The organism is Altererythrobacter sp. GH1-8, from assembly GCF_043702085.1.
Lineage (GTDB): Bacteria > Pseudomonadota > Alphaproteobacteria > Sphingomonadales > Sphingomonadaceae > Erythrobacter.
The window spans coordinates 1059953-1083705 of sequence record NZ_CP171690.1 but is presented as its reverse complement, the minus strand read 5'-3'; the positions used below and the strand labels follow the sequence as shown (position 1 = coordinate 1083705).

The 23753-nt window shown below is 60.7% G+C and carries 24 protein-coding genes; 8 read left to right on the top strand and 16 right to left on the bottom strand.

The genetic code is table 11. The features are described 5' to 3' along the window. The first annotated feature begins 56 nt into the window (after positions 1-56). Genes chlG through ACG9DO_RS05285 form a run of 5 tightly spaced genes read left to right on the top strand, consistent with a single transcriptional unit; the run spans position 57 to position 4309 of the window. Positions 57-959 carry a chlorophyll synthase ChlG gene (gene chlG, locus ACG9DO_RS05305; RefSeq protein ID WP_394730682.1) on the top strand — a complete coding sequence of 301 codons (903 nt, stop codon included), beginning with the start codon at positions 57-59 and terminating at the stop codon, positions 957-959. After that, positions 959-2323, top strand: coding sequence for a BCD family MFS transporter (locus ACG9DO_RS05300; protein WP_394730681.1), 1365 nt, complete (start codon positions 959-961; stop codon positions 2321-2323). Before chlG ends, ACG9DO_RS05300 begins: the two co-directional genes overlap by 1 nt. Further along, positions 2320-3516 (top strand): geranylgeranyl diphosphate reductase, encoded by a 1197-nt coding sequence (locus ACG9DO_RS05295; RefSeq protein ID WP_394730680.1) that lies wholly within the window; start codon positions 2320-2322, stop codon positions 3514-3516. The genes ACG9DO_RS05300 and ACG9DO_RS05295 overlap by 4 nt, the downstream gene beginning before the upstream one ends. A gap of 12 nt (positions 3517-3528) precedes the next feature. After that, positions 3529-4011: a TspO/MBR family protein gene (locus tag ACG9DO_RS05290; RefSeq protein WP_394730679.1), complete on the top strand. Its 483-nt coding sequence runs from the start codon at positions 3529-3531 to the stop codon at positions 4009-4011. Positions 4012-4042: 31 nt separating this feature from the next. Next, entirely contained in the window at positions 4043-4309 is a 267-nt protein-coding gene (locus ACG9DO_RS05285; protein WP_394730678.1) for a hypothetical protein, read from the top strand. Between the two features lie 111 nt (positions 4310-4420). Here ACG9DO_RS05285 and pufC read toward each other — a convergent pair whose 3' ends face one another. From pufC to ACG9DO_RS05235, 10 genes are all read right to left on the bottom strand, one after another. After that, complete coding sequence (pufC, locus tag ACG9DO_RS05280; protein ID WP_394730677.1) at positions 4421-5482, bottom strand: photosynthetic reaction center cytochrome PufC; 1062 nt, start codon at positions 5480-5482, stop codon at positions 4421-4423. Beyond that, positions 5479-6462, bottom strand: coding sequence for a photosynthetic reaction center subunit M (pufM, locus tag ACG9DO_RS05275; RefSeq protein WP_394730676.1), 984 nt, complete (start codon positions 6460-6462; stop codon positions 5479-5481). The genes pufC and pufM overlap by 4 nt, the downstream gene beginning before the upstream one ends. A 13-nt stretch (positions 6463-6475) precedes the next feature. Continuing rightward, a complete protein-coding gene (gene pufL / locus ACG9DO_RS05270) occupies positions 6476-7300 on the bottom strand; it encodes a photosynthetic reaction center subunit L (protein WP_394730675.1) in 825 nt (274 codons plus the stop codon). 127 nt (positions 7301-7427) lie between these two features. Continuing rightward, positions 7428-7598 carry a light-harvesting antenna LH1, alpha subunit gene (gene pufA / locus ACG9DO_RS05265; RefSeq protein ID WP_394730674.1) on the bottom strand — a complete coding sequence of 57 codons (171 nt, stop codon included), beginning with the start codon at positions 7596-7598 and terminating at the stop codon, positions 7428-7430. Positions 7599-7660: 62 nt separating this feature from the next. Continuing rightward, positions 7661-7816, bottom strand: coding sequence for a light-harvesting antenna LH1, beta subunit (pufB, locus tag ACG9DO_RS05260; RefSeq protein ID WP_394730673.1), 156 nt, complete (start codon positions 7814-7816; stop codon positions 7661-7663). A gap of 162 nt (positions 7817-7978) precedes the next feature. Then, positions 7979-9427, bottom strand: coding sequence for a chlorophyllide a reductase subunit Z (gene bchZ / locus ACG9DO_RS05255; RefSeq protein ID WP_394730672.1), 1449 nt, complete (start codon positions 9425-9427; stop codon positions 7979-7981). Positions 9428-9491: 64 nt separating this feature from the next. Continuing rightward, positions 9492-11060, bottom strand: coding sequence for a chlorophyllide a reductase subunit Y (gene bchY, locus ACG9DO_RS05250; RefSeq protein WP_394730671.1), 1569 nt, complete (start codon positions 11058-11060; stop codon positions 9492-9494). 3 nt (positions 11061-11063) lie between these two features. After that, positions 11064-12062, bottom strand: coding sequence for a chlorophyllide a reductase iron protein subunit X (locus ACG9DO_RS05245; protein WP_394730670.1), 999 nt, complete (start codon positions 12060-12062; stop codon positions 11064-11066). Further along, positions 12059-12994, bottom strand: a complete 936-nt coding sequence (gene bchC, locus ACG9DO_RS05240; protein ID WP_394730669.1) for a chlorophyll synthesis pathway protein BchC — start codon at positions 12992-12994, stop codon at positions 12059-12061. Before bchC ends, ACG9DO_RS05245 begins: the two co-directional genes overlap by 4 nt. Positions 12995-13110: 116 nt before the next feature. Continuing rightward, on the bottom strand, positions 13111-14262 hold the full coding sequence (locus ACG9DO_RS05235) for a methyltransferase (protein WP_394730668.1): 1152 nt from the start codon (positions 14260-14262) through the stop codon (positions 13111-13113). A gap of 92 nt (positions 14263-14354) precedes the next feature. Here ACG9DO_RS05235 and crtD point away from each other — a divergent pair, with 92 nt between their 5' ends. Beyond that, positions 14355-15914, top strand: a complete 1560-nt coding sequence (gene crtD / locus ACG9DO_RS05230) for a 1-hydroxycarotenoid 3,4-desaturase CrtD (RefSeq protein WP_394730667.1) — start codon at positions 14355-14357, stop codon at positions 15912-15914. After that, entirely contained in the window at positions 15848-16750 is a 903-nt protein-coding gene (locus tag ACG9DO_RS05225) for a hydroxyneurosporene dehydrogenase (RefSeq protein ID WP_394731205.1), read from the top strand. Before crtD ends, ACG9DO_RS05225 begins: the two co-directional genes overlap by 67 nt. On the opposite strand, the gene ACG9DO_RS05220 is transcribed toward ACG9DO_RS05225, so the two are convergent. The 5 genes from ACG9DO_RS05220 to ACG9DO_RS05200 are packed head-to-tail and all read right to left on the bottom strand — an operon-like array spanning position 16747 to position 21943. Beyond that, the gene (locus tag ACG9DO_RS05220; RefSeq protein WP_394730666.1) at positions 16747-16941 is read right to left on the bottom strand and encodes a hypothetical protein; all 195 of its coding nucleotides are present in this window, start codon (positions 16939-16941) and stop codon (positions 16747-16749) included. The two genes, ACG9DO_RS05225 and ACG9DO_RS05220, sit on opposite strands and share 4 nt — an antisense overlap. Then, on the bottom strand, positions 16938-17858 hold the full coding sequence (bchO, locus tag ACG9DO_RS05215; protein WP_394730665.1) for an alpha/beta fold hydrolase BchO: 921 nt from the start codon (positions 17856-17858) through the stop codon (positions 16938-16940). The genes ACG9DO_RS05220 and bchO overlap by 4 nt, the downstream gene beginning before the upstream one ends. Before the next feature lie 7 nt (positions 17859-17865). Next, positions 17866-19614 (bottom strand): magnesium chelatase subunit D, encoded by a 1749-nt coding sequence (locus tag ACG9DO_RS05210; protein ID WP_394730664.1) that lies wholly within the window; start codon positions 19612-19614, stop codon positions 17866-17868. Beyond that, complete coding sequence (gene bchI, locus ACG9DO_RS05205; RefSeq protein ID WP_394730663.1) at positions 19614-20615, bottom strand: magnesium chelatase ATPase subunit I; 1002 nt, start codon at positions 20613-20615, stop codon at positions 19614-19616. Before bchI ends, ACG9DO_RS05210 begins: the two co-directional genes overlap by 1 nt. Before the next feature lie 53 nt (positions 20616-20668). After that, positions 20669-21943 (bottom strand): DUF3422 family protein, encoded by a 1275-nt coding sequence (locus tag ACG9DO_RS05200; RefSeq protein WP_394730662.1) that lies wholly within the window; start codon positions 21941-21943, stop codon positions 20669-20671. A gap of 160 nt (positions 21944-22103) precedes the next feature. Here ACG9DO_RS05200 and ACG9DO_RS05195 point away from each other — a divergent pair, with 160 nt between their 5' ends. Beyond that, positions 22104-22640 (top strand): flavin reductase family protein, encoded by a 537-nt coding sequence (locus ACG9DO_RS05195; RefSeq protein ID WP_394730661.1) that lies wholly within the window; start codon positions 22104-22106, stop codon positions 22638-22640. Positions 22641-22655: 15 nt separating this feature from the next. On the opposite strand, the gene ACG9DO_RS05190 is transcribed toward ACG9DO_RS05195, so the two are convergent. Then, the gene (locus ACG9DO_RS05190; protein ID WP_394730660.1) at positions 22656-23750 is read right to left on the bottom strand and encodes an acyl-CoA dehydrogenase family protein; all 1095 of its coding nucleotides are present in this window, start codon (positions 23748-23750) and stop codon (positions 22656-22658) included. Positions 23751-23753: the final 3 nt, after the last annotated feature.

Sequence of the window (23753 nt, the reverse complement as noted above, 5' to 3'; positions counted from 1 at the left end):
AGTCAAGACTGTCAAAAGAATTTGACGCTAGCCTCTGTCAGGCATAGCCTGACAGTATGTCACGCTCGGTTGCCTCGATTCCGCCTGCGCCACTCCCGGCGGTGCGGGACGGAATTGAACTCCTCAAACCGATCACCTGGTTTCCCCCGATCTGGGCGTTCGTGTGCGGGGTCGTATCCTCCGGCGAACCCTTGCTCGCCAACTGGCTTTTTATCATTGCTGGCATGGCGCTGACCGGGCCTCTGGTATGCGGGACCAGCCAGGCTGTGAACGACTGGTTTGATCGCCATGTCGATGCAATCAACGAACCGCATCGCCCAATTCCCTCCGGCCGCGTCGGCGGCACTTGGGGCCTGAGGATCGCCATAATCTGGACGCTGCTATCAATCGCGCTCGCGGCAAGCATGGGTCTGTGGGTGCTGATCGCAACCGTGATCGGGCTTGCCGCCGCTTGGGCTTACAGCGCGCCGCCTTTGCGCTTGAAGCAAAGCGGCTGGATCGGGCCGATGGTGGTCGGTTTCACTTATGAGGGTCTGAGCTGGTTTACCGGCGCAGCGGTTATGGCGATGGCCCTGCCGTCCGCGCCGATCCTGATCGTGCTTGCGCTCTACAGCATTGGCGCTTTCGGGATCATGACATTGAACGATTTCAAGGCGGTACAGGGCGACAAACAGACTGGCCTGCGCTCGCTACCGGTCATCCTAGGGGAGAGCAAGGCAGCAAGACTTGCCTGTCTGGTCATGGCAATCCCGCAAGTCATCGTGATCTCGCTGCTCTGGCAATGGGGGCACGCGCTATCTGCTGGCACGGTCGGCGCACTGCTGCTCGCGCAGTGCCTCGCAATGCCAAGGCTACTCAGGAATCCTGCGCAGTATGCGCCTTGGTACAACGCAGTCGGCGTTCTGCTTTACGTGCTCGGTATGCTGGCCGCAGCCTTGGGATTGGGAGGGCATATCTAATGGCCAGCACGGCGATTTCTCACGAGCAGAGGGGCTTCGGGTGGTTCGCAATCATCCGCATAGGCGCAGTGCAGGCCTCAATCGGCGCAATTGTCATGCTGACAACATCGCTGCTCAACCGGGTCATGGTAGTGGAGTACGGACTCGCCGCTGCGATCCCTGCAGGGCTTGTCGCTTGGCATTATGCTGTGCAACTTTCGCGCCCGCTGTGGGGCCACGGTTCTGACCAGGGCCGCGCGCGAACGCCATGGGTGATCGGCGGAATATCAACCCTCGTCCTTGGCGCACTGATGGCAGTCAATGCGACAGTGATGATGGACGCCTTCCCGATAGGCGCACGGGTTTTGGCAATTGTTGCCTTCACGCTCATCGGCCTCGGTGTTGGGGCTGGCGGGACAACCGTACTGGCCTTGCTGGCGTCTGGCGTCCGCAAGGAACGCCGCGCAGCGGCAGCTGCAACCACCTGGATCATGATGGTCGCTGGGATCGTGGTATCCGCAGGCATAACCAGCCAAGTGCTCGATCCATTTTCCGAACAACGTTTGGCTCTCGTGGCAAGCGGAGTGGCAGGTTGCGCATTCCTCGTCGCGATACTCGCGATGTGGGGCCTCGAAAAACAATCGCTTCCTGTGGGCTTTGAGCGCGAATCCGGACCACCACCCGATTTCCGGGCGGCTTTGAAAGAGATCTGGCACGAAAAGGCGGCGCGCCGCTTTACCGCCTTCATCTTCGTTTCGATGCTTGCCTATTCGATGCAGGACTTGATCCTGGAGCCGTTTGCTGGGCTTGTTTTCGCGATGACGCCCGGCGAATCCACCGGCCTTGCTGGCATCCAGCATGGCGGCGTGTTGCTCGGCATGATTGTCACCGGCATTGGCGGCAGCGCCTTTGGTGGACGGTTGCCGTCTGAACTGCGCTACTGGATTGTTGCAGGATGCCTCGGCTCTGGCCTTGCGCTGGTCGGGCTCGTCATCGCGGCAAGAACAGGTCCCGGCTGGCCACTCGAAGCCAATGTCTTTGCACTCGGCTTCTGCAACGGTGCATTCGCGGTCGCTGCAATCGGCGCGATGATGGGGCTCGCTGGTTCCGGCAAGCGAACCCGCGAAGGCGTACGCATGGGCGTGTGGGGCGCAGCACAGGCGATAGCCTTTGGCCTTGGTGGACTGCTCGGCGCGCTTGGCGTGGACCTCGCTCGCACGGCGCAGGGCCAGGACGCCGATGCATTCCAGATCATCTTCGCGCTGGAGGCGGCGGCGTTTGTTGTCGCAGCGATCCTTGCCGTACGCGCGACCGCCAGAATACCCGCCCAGTCGTCTAACGAGCCTGATCAAGTTCCGCCTGCAAGAGAGGTTGCTGAAGCATGACCGATAAAGAATATGATGTGGTCGTAGTGGGCGGAGGCCCTTCCGGCGCCACTGCGGCGTGTGACCTGGCAAACATGGGTCACAAGGTCCTGCTGCTCGATCGCGCCGGCCGGATCAAACCATGCGGCGGGGCGGTTCCTCCTCGCCTGCTGGAAGATTTCGATGTTCCGCGCTCATTGCTTGTCGCGCAGGCGCGTTCGGCCCGGATGGTTGCGCCCTCAGGCAGAGCTGTGGACATGCCGGTAGGCGATACCGGTTTTGTCGGCATGGTCGACCGCGATGTGTTCGACGAATGGCTGCGCGAACGCGCTGCTGAGGCCGGAGCAGAACGCCGGGTTGGAACGTTCGACCATATCGAGCGCGATGCTGCAGGAGGGCCTATCGTCCATTATCGTGAGGATCGTTGGTCGGACATGCGGTCTGTGCGCGCGAAGCTGGTGATCGGAGCTGACGGCGCTCGATCCGCCGTTGCCCGGCAGAACATTCCAGACGCCGACAAGATGCCATGCGTCTTTGCTTACCATGAAGTGATCAAATCTCCCGACAGCACCCCTCAGGGATTCGACGGATCGCGCTGCGACGTCCTGTATCAAGGTCATCTCTCACCCGATTTCTACGCCTGGATCTTCCCGCATGGCTCAACTTCCAGCGTGGGTGTGGGCAGTGCCCACAAGGGCTTCTCGCTGCGTGGCGCAGTTAAGGAAATGCGAGATGACTTTGGCCTCCGCAATTGTGAGACGATCCGCCGCGAAGGGGCGCCAATCCCGCTCAAACCCCTGAAGAAGTGGGACAATGGCCGCGACGTAATCGTTGCAGGCGATGCGGCTGGCGTGGTTGCGCCAGCCTCGGGCGAAGGCATCTACTACGCCATGACCTGCGGGCGGATCGTTGCCGAGGCGGGGCATGAGTTCGTGGTGAGCGGCCATCCCGCAGCGCTCAAGCAAGCCCGCAAGCGCTTCATGCGCGAACATGGCAAGGTGTTCTTCATCCTGCGTATGATGCAGCACTTCTGGTATTCCAGCGACAAGCGCCGTGAGCGCTTTGTCGACATGTGCGCCGACAAGGATGTCCAGCAGCTGACCTGGCAGGCCTACATGAACAAGCGGCTCGTACGCGCAAAACCGCTTGCGCATGTTCGCATCTTCATCAAGGATTGCGCCCATCTGTTAGGACTGAAGCCTGTCGAGGGGTAACGCTGAAGTCATATGAGCAAGAGCTGGATTCTTCCTGCCGCCGTTGCATCCGTTGCAGCGCTGGTGGTTGCGGTGTTGGGCGCCACCATCACTGACCTTGGCCCGTGGTACCAAGCACTTGGCAAGCCGGACTGGACACCGCCCGGCCCTGCCTTCGGGATCATCTGGACGGTCGTTTTTGCATTGACTGCGATGGCGGGCATTACCGCATGGAGCAAGGCGCCAAGCGGGCGTGCAGCAGACTGGGTCATAAGCCTCTTCGCTTTGAACGCATTTCTCAACATCCTGTGGAGCATACTGTTCTTCCGCGTGCAGCGCCCGGATTGGGCCATGATCGAACTCACCTTCCTGTGGGTCTCCATCGCTGTCCTGATCATCTACTGCGGGCGGTTCTCGCGCGTGGCTGCCGTCCTGCTTTTGCCCTATCTCGCATGGGTTTCGATTGCCGGCGCGCTGAACTGGGAAGTCATCCAGCTGAACGGCCCTTTCGGTTGAACGCTTCAGGCAGCCCGTCGCGAACTGCGCCATGAATGATACGATGACATGGCTGTTCGCAAGCGGCCATGCCGTCGACATCGTGCTCGCCGTTATCGCACTGGAGGCTGTAGTGCTCAAACTGCGCGGATGGAGGATCCGCGATCTCGCGCTGATGCTTCTGCCCGCGATCTTCATCCTGCTTGGGCTTCGCGCGGCGTTGGTTGGGGCGGCCTGGTGGTGGATCGCCCTACCGCTGATCGTCTCACTGCCCGTCCACCTGCTTGATGTCAGGACAAGAAAAACGCGGAGGCCCTGACCGAGCGCTCCGCGTGTTCCTGTCCCAATTCAGCGCGAGAAGAGAGCGCCGGGACCCTTGCCTCTCCTTCCTGCCTGACCTTTCAGCCAAGCAGGAGGCGAAGACTTTCCATCAGCCACCTTGAGCAGGATCGTCCGCATCGGCGACCGCTTCAGCCATGGTTTCCGAAGCAATTTCCGAGGGCAACCTCTGAAGCGCCGGATAGTCCTTGACCATCGGATAGCCGCCCATCGGCTTGTTCTGGCCTTGGTGACAAGTGGTGCAATTGGTCTTGAAGGGATCGCCTTCTCTACCAAGACGATTGTCTGGGAATACACCCGCTAGCGGCGTGATGTATTTCGCGTTGATATCGCCCACCATCCGCAGTCCATGCCAGGCCGATGCGCGTTGCGGAGTGCTCAGCGACCATTCCTTGAAGGCCTGCGTGTTGTGGCAGAAGGTGCAATTTACACCCAGGGCATCGGACATGTGGTTCATCAGCGCATAGGTCGGCTCTGCATCTGGCGTTTTGCGCGTGTTTGCCTCACTTGGATAAACTGTCCTGGAAGCAATCTTGATGTTGCCGAGGTTGTCCTGGTTCCCAAGAAACAGGTCGGCATAGTTGCCCGGCAAGGACGCATAGACGGTGTTGGCCGTCGGCGTGTTGTCATACCGTTTTACGTTGGCAAAGCCTTTGCTCTTAGGCGCGGGCATGGCGGACCAGTAATTTTCAGGAATGTTGTTGCCGCGGTGACAAGTCCAACAGGTGACCCCAGTGTTGCCGACATGTGAGCTCCAGTCGGAATTCACAGCCTGCGTCATCTGGATCATCTTGCGCGCAACGACCTTGGTATAGACCTCGTCCGACGCAAGATTGGCCGGGTTGTGGCAGTAATTGCAGCCCTCCTCTGGCGCGACCCATTCGGTGATCGCAGCCATCAGATAGGTAAATTCCTCGTCCGAGACATCGGCAAGAACCTGGACGTTTTCATAGACTTCACCTGCTGTCCGCTCTCCTGCCGGTGGCAGCTCGTAAGGCGGTGCAGGCACTTCTGCCACTTCCAGTGTGTCATTGACCTGGATCTGGTTCATGCCTGTGCCGCGATAGCCGTTCTGGCTGGAGGTCTTGGGCGCAATCTCACACGCCCCCAGCGCGAGGGGAAGCAAGGCGACTAAGAGATAAGACAGTCTCATTGTGCTTCTCCTCCGCTTGGTGCGACTGACATGGGATCGGCCACGCCAGTGTCTGGATAGGCGGGTGCATATTGATGCTGCTGCGCCCACAGATACCAGTTATCGACAACCGTGCCGGTCAGCAGGATGCCGATACCGCCAGTCAGCGTGCAGAGTACTGCAAACCACCAGGCCCAACGGTGGATCGATTCCATCGTCGCGTTGAAACCCATGGTCCAGCGCCAGAACAGCGCAGCGCGTTCGGACGCAGTACCCCGATCAGTGATCTGCTCGATCTCCCGCTCTCCGCCGTAACGCGTAACCGCAAGGATCGTCGCGCCGTGCATCGCAAACAGCAGCGTCGAGCCATAGAGGAACACGATCGATAGCGCGTGGAACGGATTGTAGAACAGATTGCCGTAGCGGATCGAGAAAGCCGCAGTCCAATCCAGGTGCGGGAAGATCCCGAACGGCACCGCTTCTGACCAGCTGCCCATCATCATCGGCCGGATGAAACCGAGCACGAGATAAAGGAAGATGGCCGAGGCAAACGCCCAGCAGACATGATAGCCCATGCCTAGCGCCCGCGCCCTGAGGTAGGTTCGCACCCACCACATGATGATCGCGATGGTCAGGAAAGCGCCTGCAAGGATCCACCATCCGCCCTTTGCCAAGGGGACGAAGGGCGAGAAACCATACTCCGGGCCCGGCGGCTCCAGCGAAAGCCAGAACAGCTGGCGGACGAACTGGATCGGGTTCCAGTCGACACTGGCCCACATGTTCATGCCGATAATGAAGATGGCAAACGCGCCAAAAGCGAGAGCGACAAGTCCGGTCCATCCCAAGTAGATCGGGCCGAGCTGTGCCTGGCCGATGGTCCCCATGATGTGGCTGAACGTGGTCTGCTCGATGCGGTCCTCATCGCCTGGTGGCAGCGGAACGCCCATTTCCGGCGCACCGCGCACTTGAACCTGAGTGAAGATGTTTTGATAGCGTATCATCGATCAATCCTCCTCACGACCAGACCGGCAGGTTGAGCCACCAGGTCCACCATTCAGGCCAACCCCGCGTCCACAAGGGGCCGCTGATGACGATACAAACTGCGCTCCAGAAGCCGGCATTGAGCGCGAGCAGCAAGCCCACGCGGTGAATACCCAGCGTACCGACCGAATATCCGATAAGATCCCGGAAGAACGTATCCTCGTATTCAGGCGTCTTGACCTCTCCCCCCTTCGGCGGATTGACCGCGGAAAGGACTAGCGCACCGTGAAGGGCAAGCGCCAGCGTGGTGGTGAAGAAGAAAGTAACCGCCAGCATGTGCGCCGGGTTGTAGTGGAAATGCAGATATTGGTAGCCGGTGTTGGAGACCCAGTCCAAATGGCTCCAGATCCCGTAAGGGAAACCGAAATGCCACCCGCCCAACAGGACGGGACGGATCACTACCAGCGTGATGTAAGCGAAGATTGCCATGCCGAAGGCGAACGGAACATGGTAGCCCATGCCCAGCTTGCGGCAGATCTCCACTTCTCTAAGAGCCCAGCTGACAAAGGAGATGATCGCGCAAACCGTGATCACCTGCCAGAACCCGCCTTCTTTGAGCGGGGCCAGCGAGAGGCCGTAACTGAGGTCAGGTGGCTCGATCGATATCAACCAGGGATTCCAGGTCGGGCCTTGCGATGCCGAATAAATAATCAGCGCCGTCCCCAATGTCGCAAAGATGGCTGTCACGATTCCGAAGAAGCCCACATAAAAGGGGCCGACCCAGAAGTCGAACAGGTCTCCGCCGATCAGCGTGCCACCACGCACACGATATTTTCGCTCGAAACTGAGGAGCGCCATAGCCCTATCCTCCCCCGCCTGCAGAGACGGGAACTGTGTTTTAGCTATCTGACTGTTGAGGCGCGGCCAGCAAAGGCCGACCGGCGCCTCTCGCACAGTCAAATGGTTTCGTTGTTACTGCTAAGCGTTATTCTGACGCCGCCAACTGAGCGGTTGCCCGAGCGTTCGGGCCGTCCATCCAGTTGTAGGTATCCGTGCTGAGCAGGATGAAGTGGATCGTGAACGCAAGCACGGCCAGGTAGACATGAAGTCCAACCAGCACACGCCGCGGTTCAAAGGTCATCCAAGTTCTCCACATAGGTAATTCCTTGTTCTAGAGAGTTTTCAGAAAAGCTGTTTCAGCTTGAGCCGAGCCCAGCGTCAGCCGAGCCAAGGGCGCCATGCCCAGACCAGCAAGTGAGCGACGACCGCAATCGCGGTGTGCGCCCCGAACCAGAACATGAACAGCTTGTGGAACTCTTTTGCTTCTTCAGGCGTGAGATACGTCTGCATGCCGAAGCGATCAGAATCACTCATAGCGTTTCTCCATTTTGGGTTGTTGTGCGAGAGGCACCTGGCCTCTTTCGGTATCCGCACTCACAAAAGCTTCGGCTAAAGCCGAGGCCAAGGTCAGTGTGGATGTCGGAGCCCGGCGCGATGAGCGCGCGCAGGCAATCTGGTTGATCGATGTGAGCCCGGTCATGATACCTCTCCTTGCAGGAGGAGTGCATCAGCCAGCCTGTCGGCGGAGACGCGCGTCTCCCCGGCAGCTCTGGCAGCCCGCTCAGCTGCATCGCGCAAGCGCTTCGCAGCTGAAATACGGACCAGGACCGGTTGCGCCTCGACCAACGCATCCAATTTGTCCTTGGCATCGGAATCCCACGGCAACTCCCGTTCGAGCCGTGAGGGTGTAGGGGCCACCTTGTCCATCTCACTCGAAAGCGGAAGAATGTGGAACAGCGCGTCGAACAGCGCATTGCACACCTCCTGCACGAGATAGGTCGCACCCGAATAGCCCATGAAGGGCGTTCCGGTGTGGCGGCGAATGGCAGCACCAGGGAAGCTTGCCGGGATGTAGATCCCGCGCGAGCCCCGCTGAGCCATATACATGCGTTCGTTGTAAGAGCCGAAGACGACCAGCGGCGCTTTCTTCGCGATCGCGTCGCTCACCGCCTGATTGTCAGGCTTCACGCCCGCTGAACGGCTGAATGCGAAGGCGCACGGCAAGCCCATATCGTCTTCAAGGAAATGCCGGATGCCGCGGGTGTAGGTTTCATTCGCGACGATGCCGAAGCTCGCGGTTGCGAAGAAATCCTGCGTGACGGAACGCCACAGGTCCCATAGCGGCTTGATCGTAGTGTGCTTTTCGCGTTCGATAAACGGCTCTGGATCAAGACCGAGTTCCTCGCCCAGCGCGCGCAGAAACCTGGTGGTTGAACTGAGCCCGACCGGGGCCTGGAAATACGGCCGCTCGAGCAGTTCGCAAAGGCCGCGCCCATATTCGCGATAGAGACAGACATTGGCCTCTGCGAAAGCCAGTTTGCGCACATCAGCAAGATGGCTGCCAAGTGGGAAAGCCATGTTGACCTCCGCCCCGATCCCTTCGATCAGGCGGCGGATTTCCGCCAGGTCAGACGCCATGTTGAACATGCCATAGGCTGGCCCGATAATGTTGACCTTGGGCTTCTCTCCGTCCTTGCGAGGCTTAAGCGCCGGAACCTTCTTCGGTCCGAATTCCGTCCAGAGCCAGCTCAGCGCGCGGTCCGCGCTCTGCCACTGATCCTCGTCGATCGTGCGCGGCAGGAAGCGCTTGATGTTGGTGCCTTCGGGCGTGACACCGCCGCCGATCATCTCAGCAATGGAGCCGGTAACAACCACCGCCGGAAGTTCCGGATCGAGCGCTTGCCACGCGCGCTTCATCGCGCCTTCAGTGCCGGTCTTACCGAGCTCTTCCTCGCCAAGGCCCGTCACGACAATCGGCAGCTCATGGGGCGGCAGACCGTCAGTGTAATGCAGCACCGATGTCACCGGCAGGTTCTCGCAGCCCACCGGGCCATCGATGATGACCTGCAGGCCCTTGACCGCCGTGAAAACATAGGTTGCGCCCCAATAGCCGCCCGCCCTGTCGTGATCGAGGATCAAGGTCATACCTCACCTCCCGCACGACTTGAGATCGCGACGAAAACGAAGACTCCGTGATCGAGGATCAGCGTCACGTGCCCACCGCCTCTGCCGCCTTGCGCGCGGCTTCGTTGAGAGCTGCGTATTTTTGCTTGAACTTGGGCTGATCGATCGGCGTATCTTCCCAGATACCCGCGCGATAGTCGCTGCCGACATCGCCGAAAAACTCGCTCATGGCATCGAACCGCGCCTTGTTGGCAATCGCGGCGTTGATCACGGTCGCCAGGCTTCCCGCGCCTGCCGGACCCATCAGCGGCCGCGCGGAGATCAGATTGGTGAAATAGAGCGCCGGGATCGCGCGCTGCTTGGCATATTGAACAACCGGGGTCGTTCCGATCGCCAGATCCGGACCGAACTCTTCGATTGCGGCCTTGTCCTGCTCAAGGCTAGCACGGTATTGTACCCGCACGCCTTTGGCTTCGAGCCATTCGCGGTCTGGCGCAGACCAGGGCGTCTTGGGACATGCCGTGCCTACATAGGGAACATCCGCCCCGCTTTCGATCAGAAGACGGGCAACCAGCAATTCAGAGCCTTCATAGCCTGAGACTGTGATGCGTCCTTTGATTGGAGTGGCTGCGAGCGCGCCGCGAATAGCGCCAACAAACGCACCCTTGGCTGCGTCGATCTGCGACTGCTTGACACCGCAGGCGGCTCCCATGGCATCGAGCCACGCGGCTGTCCCGTCCGCGCCAACCGGCGCAGAACCAACAATGGAGCGCCCTGCGGCCTGAAATTCGCGAATGCTCGCCGTGTAGAAGGGGTGGATCGCAGCAACAGCGGTGCAATCGAGCGCGGCATAAAGCTCGCGCCATTCGCGCGTTGGTACGACCGGCCCCGGTGCGATCCCGAGGGGCTCTAACATGGCGGCGATCCCCATCGGGTCTGCGGGGAACATCTCGCCAAGCATGGAAACAGTAGGGCGCCCATCAGCGGCAGGAGCGCCCTGGGCTGGCGCGGCAACCGGGCCCTGTTCGGCTTCCTTCCTCGCATAGGAGAGCATAGCTCCAGCCAGCACGTCCTTCGCTTCAGCATGGGTTGGGATGCCAAAGCCAGGTACGTCAATGCCGATGATGCGCACGCCATTGATCTGGTCAGGCAGCAGGCGCAGTGGAACGCCGCTTGCCGTCGGTACGCACAGGTTCGTCACGACAATCGCGTCGTAATTATCGGGATCGGCCAGATCCTCGACCGCTTCCTTGATGTCTTCGAACAGCTTACCGGTAACGAGCGTCTCCGAACTGAACGGCACATAGCCCACCGTCCGCCGCGCGCCGTAAAAATGCGAAGTAAATGTCAGGCCGTAGACGCAGCAGGCCGAGCCGGACAGCACAGTCGCAGTCCGCCTCATACGCAAGCCAACCCTGAGCGAGCCAAATGCCGGGCACATGCTTTGTGGCTGGTCGTGCGGTCCACGCTCGGGGTCGACCGGATAATCCGCAGCATAGCGATCGAGAATTTCGCTCTTGCCAGCATTGCGCGCCGCCTCGCGCATGGTGTCGGCGCCGCCATGACAACCCGCCCCGGAATCAGTCACAGCTCCGCCCGCATCCAATTCGATGCGGTCGCGCTCGCGTCCAGTCTGGGCGGCGTAGTCTGTCATCCGCTACACCTCATCATAAACCACCTCGAGCGATGGCTTGGGCTCAAAAATGCCGCCGCGCATATCGGCCTGGGTCGCCGGGACGAGTTTAACGTCGCCTCCGGTGTCCTCGGGAGAGAAGAGACCAAGCAGTCCGTCCTGGTCGAGGGGAACGGGCTGGCGCGGCGGCGCCTCGGCAACGTTGGTGGAAAGCTCTTCAAAGAGCCCTCCCCACTCGCCACCTGGCATTCCGATAATCTGGTAATTGGCAGATTTCCTGCGGATATCCTCGTCCGCCGGAATCGCGCACAAAACAGGGATATCGACCGCCTTGGCGAACGCTTGCGCCTCGCCGGTGCCGTCATCCTTGTTCACAATCATGCCGGCAACGCCGACATTCCCCCCCATTTTCCGAAAATACTCGACCGCGTGACACACATTGTTCGCAACATAGAGTGACTGCAGATCGTTGGATCCGACAACGATCACTTTCTGGCACATGTCGCGGGCGATCGGCAGGCCGAAGCCGCCGCACACCACGTCACCGAGAAAATCGAGCAGAACATAGTCAAAGCCCCACTCGTGGAAGCCGAGCTTTTCAAGCAGCTCGAACCCGTGGATGATCCCCCGCCCGCCGCAACCGCGACCGACCTCGGGTCCACCCAGCTCCATCGCGAAGACGCCATCGCGCTGGAAGCACACATCTTCGATTGTGACTTCCTCACCCGCCAACTTCTTCCTGGATGAGGTCTCTATGATGGTCGGACAGCTCTTGCCGCCAAACAGCAGGCTGGTGGTATCCGACTTCGGATCGCAGCCGATCAGCAGTACGCGCTTGCCTTGTTGCGCCATCATGTAGCTGAGGTTCGACAAGGCAAAACTCTTGCCGGAACCGCCCTTGCCGTAGATCGCGATGACCTGCGTTTCGGACTTCACTTCGCCGGTGTGGACAGGATCAGGTTCGATCGCCGCCTCTTCGCGCAGCGCCGCGTCGTTTGCAGCCTGGCTATCAAGCATCGTCATGCGGCATCCCTCCAATCGAGCACCATTTTCAAGCAGTCTGGGTCGGAAAACGCCTTGGGATAAGCCTCGTCCGCTTTCGCAACCGGCTCCACATCGGAAACAAGGCCTTCGAGCGAGAGTGCGCCGCTTTCGATCATCGCAAGGGTGGCGGTCAGGTCCTTGGGACCCCACTCCGCCGCAATGCGAAGTCGCGCTTCCTTCTGGAAAGCGGGCGGAAACGCAAAATTGACGCGGCTGGAATAGAAGCCTGCGAGGATGATCTCGCCTTGCCGTACAAGCCGCATCACCAGTTCATCAAGCACCTGCGTGCTGCCGCTGACATCGCAGATGATGCCGTAGTCGCGGCGCTCATCGCTTTCAGGTGCGATCGCCTTGTAGCCTTGCACACCTTTACGGCGGGCCGGAGCTGTTTCCCAAACTGTCGGCGCTTCGCCACCCATTGCGATGACCAGGCGAGCCATCAAACGGCCGAGCACGCCATGCCCGACAATCAATTCCGGCAAATCGCCGCTCGCAAGCGCGTGATGAGCGGTTGCAGCCAATGCAACAAGCACGCCCGACTCGGCAAACGATTCGCTGATAGGGAAGGATCGCGCGGCCGGAACGATCAAGTGGCGCGCACTTCCGCCGAACAATCCGCGTGCATTTTCGTAGCAGGAAGCGCCGGGAACAAAGACCCATTCGCCAAGCCGCGAACGCGCATCCAAACCTGTTTCGATGATCCGCCCGATCGACTCATATCCAGGCACCAAGGGATAACCCATCCCCGGAAAATCAGGCATTTGACCGGTGTAGAGGAGCTTCTCCGTACCTGTGCTGATACCGCTCCAGTGGGTCTCGACAAGGACATCACCCGGCCCGAGCGGAGACAGCGTCACTGGCTTGACGGCCAGTCGCCTTGGTGCCTCCAACAGGACTGCGAGTACATCCATCTCCTTTGGCCTTCCCCTTTCCGGCCGGGGGCCCTGCTTATCCGCAGAGGTATTCCCACCTACTGTCCTCCTACAGGAACAGATTAAAGTGTCAATCTTACATGACACATTAAATGTCAGGCGCAGGCGACGATCAGACTTGTGATGACCGGCTGGGAGGTCGCGACTCGCCGGATCCTGCGGAAACCGGCGATGCGAAGCATGGTCTCAATTTCCTGTGCACTTCTCGGGCGACCAGAGCGCATCGCCCACAGGTACAGCCCGAAATAGGTCGCCCCCATGGCTTCCGCGCCAGACGTGTCAGCGAAGGGTTCGGCAATCACCAGCGTGCCCTTGGGGGGCAGGGCGGCGCGGATCGCCTCCAGCAACGTCTGCGCAGGCTCGTCGTCATGGTCGTGAAGGATCCGCACGAGGCTCATGGTGTCATAGCCATCAGGCAGCGAATCGCGAAAGAAGTCGCCGCCGTGCAAGGCGATCGCGCTTTGCTTTGCGTCTTGTGCAAGGCGCTCTGCCGCATTCTCCACCACCCCGGGAAGATCGAATATCCCGACCTCCAGCTGCGGATGGGCATGTGCGAGAGCGCTTGCAAAAACGGCCATCCCGCCACCAATGTCGAGGACCTGGCGGCTTCCTGAAAAGTCATATGAAGCAAGGACTTGCTCGCAAACCATGGTCTGAGATGCCGCCATCAGCTGGGAATAATGCGCGACATCGGGCGCGCTTTCCGAGGCTGCATCCGCGTTCGCGGCATAGCGCCAGAATTCTGAGAGCGCAGTCGGGGATTGGCGATCATCCCTGAGCAAGGCCAGGGGGTCTGCAAGATCACGATAGAGCAGGCGGTGATGCTCGATCATCGCTCGCACGCCGACATTGCTGAGCAAAGCCGCACCTTCTTCGCCGAGCATCCAGTGACCGGGCGCGACTTCCTCGGCAATTCTGATCCCGGTTGCTGCTTGCACGAGTCGCACCGCTGCATCGCGCGAAAGGCCGGTTGCACTGGCGACCCCATCGACTGTCAGAACCCCTTGTCCCAACGAATCGAGCAAGCCGCTCTCGACTGTTGCCAGAAGCGTCTGCGTGTACGTGAACCCGGCGACCAGATCGAACAGGCGCTGCGCCCGCTTGCGCGCAATCAAACGGACTATCGGGGTGCGGGCTGCCCAGTTCTGGAATTTGTGGCTGGCAAATACCCGATTGCGCCACGCGACCCGCTTGAGTCTCCAGACCTGTCTCTTGGTGAGAGGTTTTGGCAATTGAGACTCTTTCATATGTCCAATCTTGTGGACACTTGATATGTAAAGGTCAATAAAACGGAATTGTGCGCAGCACGGCGGAATTTTTCAGGCAAGGTGGTGAGCAAGTGAAAGTGGCAATCATCGGGGCGGGAATTGGCGGACTTGTCTGCGCTGTCTCGCTCGCGTTGGAAGGCCACGAAGTCGAGGTGTTCGAGAAGGAAGCTGGGCCCGGTGGGAAAGCGCGCCGTATCGCGGTGAGCGGCACAGAGATCGATGCTGGTCCCACAGTCTTCACCATGCGCGACGTGTTCGATGATGTCTTCGCACACGCGGGCGAGCGCCTCGAGGATCACGTGATCCTGACAAAGGCAGAGGTCCTTGCGCGCCACGCCTGGAATGACAGCGAACATCTCGATCTGTTTGCGGACCAGCAGCGCAGTGAGAATGCGATCGGTCAGTTCGCAGGAGCCAAGGCCGCGGCAGAGTTTCGCTCCTTCAGCCAGACTGCCGCGCGCGCCTATGCGGTGCTTGAAGACAGTTTCATGCGCGCAAGCAAGCCATCGACGCCGCTCGCCCTTTCGTGGCGGATCGGCCTGGGGCGGCTCAGCGATCAACTCGCGATCCGGCCGTTCTCTTCACTATGGAACGTGCTTGGTCGGCATTTCAGCGATCCGCGTCTGCAGCAATTGTTTGGTCGCTATGCCACCTATTGCGGTTCATCCCCGTTTGAAGCGCCGGGTACGCTCAGTCTGGTCGCACATCTCGAACAGCGCGGCGTGTGGCTGATCGACGGAGGCATTCATGCCCTCGCGAAGGCGTTGCAGGCGCTCGGCGAGAAGCACGGTGTTCGCTACCATTTTCAGGCCTCAGTCGATGCCATCCTGACCCATGCCGCGCATGGGACACCAGCACTTTCGCTGGCTAACGGCGAACGCATAGGGTGCGATAAAATCGTTGCGAATTGTGATCCAAATGCCCTGGCGCGCGGCTGCTTTGGCCCGAAGGCGTCAAAGTCAGTCGCTCCCACTCCCGAGCGGGAAAGATCCTTGTCAGCGCTCGTCTGGCTTGCCGAAGCACAAACCAGCGGCTTTGCGCTGACCCATCACAACGTGATGTTCTCGCCTGATTACATCGATGAGTTCCAGGACATCGCGGAAGGCAAACCGCCGGCCGATCCCAGCATCTATATCTGCGCTCTGGATCGCGATGCTGGTTCGGGCGTTGAACTGGCAACTGGTCGCGAGCGCCTGCAGATCATCGTCAACGCACCAGCCAATGGCGACACCCACGAATATTCAGCCGAGGAGAAAGATCAATGCACCAGAGCGATGATGCGAAGCGCGCAGCGGTGCGGTCTCAGACTGGAAGATCCGCTCCCGCATCACTTGCTGACGCCGAACGCGTTCGAGACGCTCTCGCCCTCGACCGGCGGAGCAATCTATGGACGGGCCTCGCACGGATGGGCGGCGTCCTTCCGGCGCCAGGCCGCGCGCACGAAGATCCCCTGGCTCTATTGCGCGGGCGGAGCGACACACCCGGGAGCTGGAGTCCCGATGGCGGCCTTATCCGGCTTGCAGGCAGCCCGCAGCCTGATGGAAGACCGCGCTTCGACGCCCAGATTCCACCCGGCGGCTACGGCTGGTGGTATGTCGATGCAATCAGCGAAGACGGCCAGCACGCCCTGACGATCATCGCCTTTATCGGCTCGGTCTTTTCGCCTTTCTACAAGCGCAGCGGTCGCCGCGATCCGCTCAACCACGCCTGCCTCAATGTGGCGCTATACGGCCCCAAAGCGCGCTGGGCGATGACGGAACGCAAGCGGGATGCGGTGTCGCAAGCTGCCGACAGTCTTCAGATCGGCCCCAGTTCAATCCACTGGACGGGAGAGGCGCTGGAGATCACCATTGAAGAACGGGACAAGCGGCTGTTCAATCCGTTCCGCAGGCCTGTGCGCGGGACAGTCCGTGTCATCCCGGAAATCGTCAACCCGACCGCATTTGCACTCGATCCCGGGACGAAGCATCGCTGGCACTGTCTGTCTCCGCGCGCGCATATTGAAGTGGACATGAAGGAGCCTGGTTTCAGCTGGAATGGAAGCGCTTATCTTGATTCCAATTTCGGCTCCGAGTCGCTCGAAGAGGGCTTCCGCATCTGGCACTGGTCGCGGGCGCATTGTTCAAGTGGGGCGGTGGTTTGCTACGAAGGCGTGAGGCGCGATGGCTCCAGTTTCGCAAGCGCCTTGCGCTTTGCGCGGGACGGCACCGCTAGCGCTGAGGCCATTGCGCCCGTCGCCGCTTTACCGCGCAGCGCATGGCAGGTCGATCGGCGGACGCGGTCTGACAGCAGTCGCGCATCAGTTATCAGGACGTGGGAAGATACGCCGTTCTATTCGCGTTCGGAACTTGAAACAGACTTGCTGGGCGAACGAGTGGTCGCGGTCCAAGAGAGCCTCGATCTCAACCGCTTCAAATCTCCGGTGGTGCAATTCATGCTGCCATATCGAATGCCGCGCGGCGATTAGCCTTCACGAGTCTGGTCCTTCTCAGAGGAATTGGCCGCCTCTTCCTCCGCCTTTTTAGCCGCCGCCTTTGCTTTGTCCTTCTTGATCTCGCGATCCATCTTCCAGACTTGTTGCGCGGCAAAGCCGAGCGCAATCGAATAAAAGAACGCGATCTCGATCCAGCCAAAATTCTCGGTGAAGTTCTCGATCATAGGGCTTCTTGCGTCACCGCTGCTTCAAGAACACCCTGCCGCTGAGCGAAGCCCAGAATTGACTGCGCAACCCTTGTCGGGTCCTCCTCATGCGCGAGATGACCTAGCCCGCCAAGGAGTTCGAGTTCTGCCCGGGGCAGGAGTGTCACCGCCTGTTCCACGCTTGACAAGGGGATCGCCTTGTCTTGCCTCGAATGAACCAGCAGCACTGGGCTCGCCACCTCTGGCAGCTTGCGCTTCAAGTCCTCCAGATCCCAATTGGCCATCATCTCGAGCGCGCCGCGGGCATGGCGATGATTGCCAAACAGAGCCGCATAACATGCCTCGCTTGCCGGATCGGTCCGCGAACCGGTTGAACGGCGCAGGAACCGCGCAGCCTCGCCCGGAACCTTGGCCATCCGGGCAAAGATGCGCGGTGCGAACGGGTTGACGAGCAACAGCTTCGCCATCGCCGGAAACACCTGCGCGGCAGGACCGCGAAATGGCATGATGGCAGGGTTCAGCCCGACCAGCGGAATTTGCGAACTGTGCGAAAGCACCCAGGCAATCGCGATCGCCGCACCGGCCGAATGACCGACGATCATGTCGGGCGTGAACCCCTCAACCTCAAGCAAGGCTGACAGTGCGCCCGTAATTCCGCCAAGTGTCAGTCCGCCGCGCGGTCTGCCTTTGGTAAAGGCATGGCCAGGCAAATCGGGGACAAGGACATCAAATCGCTCAGCCAGTTTCGGCATGAGCCCATGCCAGCTGTGCACCGAGGCGCCTGTTCCATGAAGCAGCAGCAATTTCGGCGCAGGTGCATCGCCCGGCCTGATCCGCTGGATATGCCAGCGAAGGCTGTTCGCTTCGACGAAACTGCTCGCCGCGCGATGGGGCCAGATGCGCCCTTCACGCTCCCAATCGAGCGGCCTGCTCATGCGCGCCTCATGCATTGACCATTTGCGGCTGCGCGGCAGTAACGGCGCGTTCGAGAGCCGCCGCATCCGCCATGGGCAAGGGCAAGTAGCGTGCCCGCATGGCCTTGGCGACCTTCTCGGCATCCGCGCGCGGGCGCGGCGAGATATCGATGAGAATGGCTTCGACGCCAGAGCGCGCGAACCGCTTCGCCGCCTGTTCGGCATCCTCTTTCGCCTGACCGCGTCCGGGGGTGCCATCGGCGGCGATGTTCGCGCTGCCATCGGTCAGGAAAACGAGAAACGGCGTACGCCCGCGCGAAGCGATGCTTTCAGCAAGTTGCAGCCCGGTCGTAATCCCGCTTGCGAGCGGGGTTCCGCCTCCTCCGGGCAAACCAGCCAGAGCGCGCCGCGCGCGGGTCAGGGAGCGGGTCGGTGGCAGCAGCACTTCCGCTCCTTCTCCGCGGAAGGCAATCAAAGCGACTTCGCTGCGTTTGACATAAGCCTGTGCGAGGATCAGCTCGACCGCGCCTTTGGCCTCTGCCAGTCGCGCCGCCGCAGCTGAGCCCGAAGCATCAACGCAGAACACCGTGACCGTTCCAGCGCGCTCCTCAAACCGGCGAACCCGCAAATCGTCCTTGCGCACGAGCACCGCGCGCTCTGCGTCGGGTTCATCACGGCGCCTGACCGCCTGCCACGGCGCGGCCGCGCGCAGCGAGTCTATTAGCGCAAGTCTTGCGCCGCCGCGCGGAATACCAGGCCTTGCCCCGAGCGGCCGTCCCCGCAATTTGGATTTCGTCCGATTCCCCGCGCCGCCCCCGCTTGCACCGCGCTGCATTCTCCCATCTGCAATCGCCGCGAGAATATCTTCCGGAATGGAAGCCAACATGGCGTCCAGAATCACATCCTCAAGCGGTGCATCATGCGCCTGATGGCTGTAGGCCTCCGTTTCGCCCGGCTGATTCTTGTCCGGCTCGGGAGGGGACCCTTCCTGCTCTGGTTCGGACGTTGGCGGCAGACGCGTGGCACGCGGTGCAAGGATAAGGCGTGCTGCAACCGCAAGGTCCTCATCCTCGATTGCCATGCGCCCTTCAAGCGCCGCATGAGCTCTCGCCGCATGAGCTGCAAATATGAGCGGGCGCGTCGAGGATACCCCGAAAACCGCAGCAATCTGGGCCAAGGAAGCAAGTTGCGCATCTGAAGCAGGTTTCGCCGTCTCGAGCCGATGGGCCACAGTGCTAAGGGGCAACGTCGCCGGATCGATCAGCTGCGCCGCAGCCAGGTCGCACACAAATGCGGTGCGATCGGTCAGATTGGCAGGCGGACGTTGGTCCGGTTCGCGGCCATCGTCGAGCAGAACCAGCGCGAAGGCGGTCTCGTCGTCCGCCGAATCCATCGCCTGAGCAAGCTTGCCGGCAAGCTCGTCACGCATCCGTTCCGCCATCGGTACGCAGACGACGCCGCCTCGCACTTCATCGAGCAACCCCGTCTGGCGCACAGGCGCTCCGCTCGCCAGGCTCGCCGCAATATCAATGCCGCCCAGCAAACGCTCATCATCGATATGGCCCGGCAATCGGCGCCACGGCTTGGCCTCGCAACCCTCCTTGAGCGCTGCGAGGATGTGATCGCGCGCGGGACCATCGCCGCGCAAGACAATGCCGCCGAACAATTGCGGCGCCGTCAGGAACAGCCTCGCAGCAAGGGCGGCATCTGCCAAGCGATCGACGGATGGGCCGCCCGATGGACCATCCTGCGGGGCATGGCTGGCCCCGTCCTGCATCACCCGAACAGCTCTGCCACAGCGCGTTCGATCCGGACAGTCGAGCCCGTCTCGTCGAGGACATCGCGGCGCAGGCGGTGGCGCAGTGCCAAGGGCGCAATTTCAATCAGATGCTGCCGCGTAACAGACCTCGCCTTGCTCAAGGCAGCCTGTGCCCGCGCCGCCCGCATCAAAGTGAGCTCACCGCGCAGGCCATCAACGCCGACTTTCGCACAAAGCCTCGCGGCATCGGCAAGCACGCCATCCGGTACAGCGAGCTTTGCCAGCTTGCGCTGGCCGCTTGCAATCTGTCTGACGACATCTTCATCGGCCTTCTGCCAGCTCTTGGCGAAACCTTCGGGATCGTCCGCCTGCGCTGCGCAGCGCTTCATGATTTCCACGCGGTCTTCGATGCTGTTCGGCGTGCGCACTTCAACCGACAAGCCAAACCGGTCGAGCAATTGCGGTCGCAATTCGCCCTCTTCCGGGTTGCCGCTGCCGATCAGCACGAATTTCGCCCGGTGCCGGACTGAAAGTCCTTCGCGCTCCACCACGTTTTCGCCTGATGCCGCCACATCAAGCAGCAGGTCAACCAAGTGGTCTTCGAGCAGATTGATCTCATCGATGTAGAGGAAACCGCGATGCGCCTTGGCCAGCAATCCCGGCTCGAACGCTTTCTCGCCTGCCCTAAGCGCACGCTCCAGATCGAGCGCTCCGACGACGCGATCTTCCGTCGCTCCCAATGGCATGTCCACGAACGGCACTGCAGCTTTCCGGCTGCGCTTCGAGGTGCAGGGATCGGGACAGGTGCCAGTCTGATCCGGCTCGCAATTATAGCGGCAATCTTCCACCACGCTCATCGGAGGCAGCAAGCTGGCCAGCGCGCGGGTGGCGGTGGACTTGCCCGTCCCGCGGTCGCCAAACACCATCACGCCGCCAATCGCCGGATCAACCGCCGCGATCAGCAGCGCGCGCTTCATCTCGTCCTGTCCGACGATGGCTGAAAAGGGAAAACGAGCCATGCGTCCACCATTCTGGACACTTATGATCGTCAGGACAAGTTGAAAAGCAGCCGCTACTCCGCAAACAGGCGTTTGCGAAGCAGGCGCATGCCGATCCAGATTGACGCCACGACCGGCACAACCAGCAGCGCCATGACATTGGTCTTGGTCAGCCCAATGCGTTCAAGCGGCAGGAGCGGTAACAGATAACCAACAAGACCGATCAGGTAATAGCTCAAGGCAACTACGGAAAAGCCTTCGACCAATTGCTGCAGGCGGACCTGCATCGAAGTGGACTGTTCCATCGAGCGCAGCAGCTGGGCGTTCTGGTTCTCGATCTTGGTTTCGATCCGCGCGCGCAGCAGGGACGAAAGCTGCGAGGCGCGCAGCGCGAGCTGCCGCACCCGTTCGGTGGTCGCTTCGCAGGTACTCATCGCCGGACGGAAACGGCGCTGAGTGAAGTCGGTCAGCGATGCAAAGCCTTCGATCGAGCGCGGGTTTATCTGCTCCAGACGTTCATGGACAAGCTGCGCATAGGCCTTGGTCGCATCCATCCGGAACGAGATTTCCGATGCGATCGCGGTTAGCTCAAGCGACAGTGAGGACAAGGCACCCATCAAGGCATCGTCTGTCTCTTCGCCATTGGTGATGCGGGTCGACAGGTCACGCAAGCGCCGTTCGGCATCGTCGAGCTTGGGCCAGCATGCCTGCGCGACCGGAAGCCCGAGAAGCGCGCGATTGCGGTAATTGCCCAGTTCCTGCAGCCTTTGAACCTGCCGCGTCAGCTCGCCGGGCTCAGCTCCGTTCGCGGCAACCAGGAGACGGCCAAACCCGTCATCCTTGATTCGGAAATCTGACCAGATCCGGATCGCTCGCTCGCCTTCCTTGCCGATATGGGTGGACACAAGCTCATGACGGTTGAGGTCAAGCTGCGGCAGGATCGCTTCGACCGCAGCATCATCTTGTGCAATCCATATCCGGGTGCAGCGTACGATCCTGCCAGGAACCGATTGTGCCCAGTCCAGCGCTGCCTGCAGTTCCTCGTTCGATCCAGGATCGAGGAAAGCGGCAATATCCTGCTCAGCACAGAAGATCGTCAGGCTGGTGCCTTCGCTGTGCTTTTCCCAGGTTACGTGAATATTTTCGCTCAGTTGCCCGCTGCGGTGCGATGGATTGTCGGCCTCTGCTGCCGATTGCGTTGCGGCTTCGATGATGGCGAGTTCTTCCTCGCGCTCCTCATCGTCAATCTTCAACACCCATTGAACAACTTGTGACGGCACCCGCAGCCGCGGCCAGCGGCGCAAATGCATCTCGCCGACAGCCTGTCTTCTTTGTTCGTAATCACGCATATCCCGCCTCCCCTGAATCAGAGCGGTCAAGCTGTTATAGCCCTAGTCAGGCGTTTGTACGCTTCAACAATGCCTCACCGGGCGTTTGGTTGCATAGCCATGCCTGCGCCGGAAACGGAGCGATTGAGTTGGCGACTAAATCCGCATAGGGCTCGCCGCAATGAGTGGAATCGAAAATGCGCGTGCCTTTCGCAAGGCGCTGGGGGCTTTTGCGACGGGCGTGACCATCGTCACGACGCGCGATGCAAACGGCGAACCGATTGGCGTGACTGCCAGCAGTTTCAATTCCGTAAGCCTCGACCCGCCACTGGTCCTGTGGTCCCTCGCCAAGAGCAGCCTCTCGCGTCAGGCGTTCAGCGATAGCGGATATTTCGCGGTGCATGTCCTGGCTGAGGGTCAGGAACATATGGCGGATCGTTTTGCGCGCTCCGGCGAAGACAAGTTCGCCGGGCTTGACTGGGATCACTGCGAGCGCGGTTCCCCGCTTTTCAATGATTTCGCGGCGCGCTTCGAATGCCAGCTTGTCCACGAATATGATGGTGGCGACCACGTGATCCTCGTGGGCGAAGTCAACCGCTTTGATACGAAGGATCATCCGCCGCTGCTGTATCACGGTGGCAGCTATGGCCAGTTTCGCGAGCTGGATAGGAGCGCGGAAGAGCCCGGCAAGCCTTCGCTCACCGGGCCCAATAGCTAACCCCTTACTCAGAAGTCAGGCCGCCTCGCGGCTCAGTTCGATATAGCGCGCGAGATGCTCGTCCTCATCGCCGAGCACCTGCCCAAGCATGGTAAGACGCTTGGCGAAGTGTGACAGGGGCAATTCCCATGTCATTCCGATCCCGCCATGCATCTGGATCGCTTCTTCTGCCGTCAGACGGCCGACGCTGCCGCACGTGTATTTCGCCGCTGAAGCGAACTTGTCGCGTATGACAGGGTCTTCACCGAAGCGTGCCGCTGCATTGATCGCTGCTGAGCGCGCTTGTTCGATTTCAAGCGCGACTGTCGCCATGCGGTGCTGAAGCGCCTGGAACTTGCCGATCGGAACGCCGAACTGCTTGCGGGTACGCAGGTAATCAAGTGTCGTGTCCCTGAGCACTTCCATAACCGCCACCGCTTCCCAGCAGGTTGCGACCACGCCCAGCGCCCGTGCTGCAGCAATTGCGTCCGCATCGACGCCGCGCAAGCGCCTGGCTTCAGCGCCTTCGAGCACAAGCTCGCCCGCTGCGCCGCCATCAACCAGCTTGTAATCGCGCACATGCGCGCCGCCAGTGTTCGGATCGAGGAGAAAGGCTGCTTCGCCCTCAGCAACCTGCGCTGTGACGACCACGAGATCGGCGCTGCCGAGATATTCAACCACGCCTTTCGTGCCGGTCAGCAGCCAATCATCGCCGGCATGGGCCGCCTGCACTGCAGGCGCCATGCTGCCGTCCTCGTTGACCGCTCGGCTATCTGCAAAAGTGAGGATCGCTTCGCCGCCGATCACGCTTGCAAGAGTGTCCTCCTCACGCGCCGCTTCCAGCAGCTTGCCTGCCATGAGAGTTCCAAGGAACGGGCCAAGCGCAAGGCCGCGTCCAACCTCTGCAAAAACGACGCCGGCATCAAAAGGAGAACCGCCAAAGCCGCCGACATCTTCGCCGAACAGAGCGCCCAGGACGCCCAGTTCGGCAAGCCCTGCCCAGACGTCGCGGCTGAAGCCTTCTTCGCTTTCAAGCGCTGCGGAGCGGACTTCCCAAGGGAACCTGTCTGCCAGATAACGCGAGAGAGTGTCGACCAGCATTTGCCGGTCTTCGCCGATTGAAAAATCCATTTT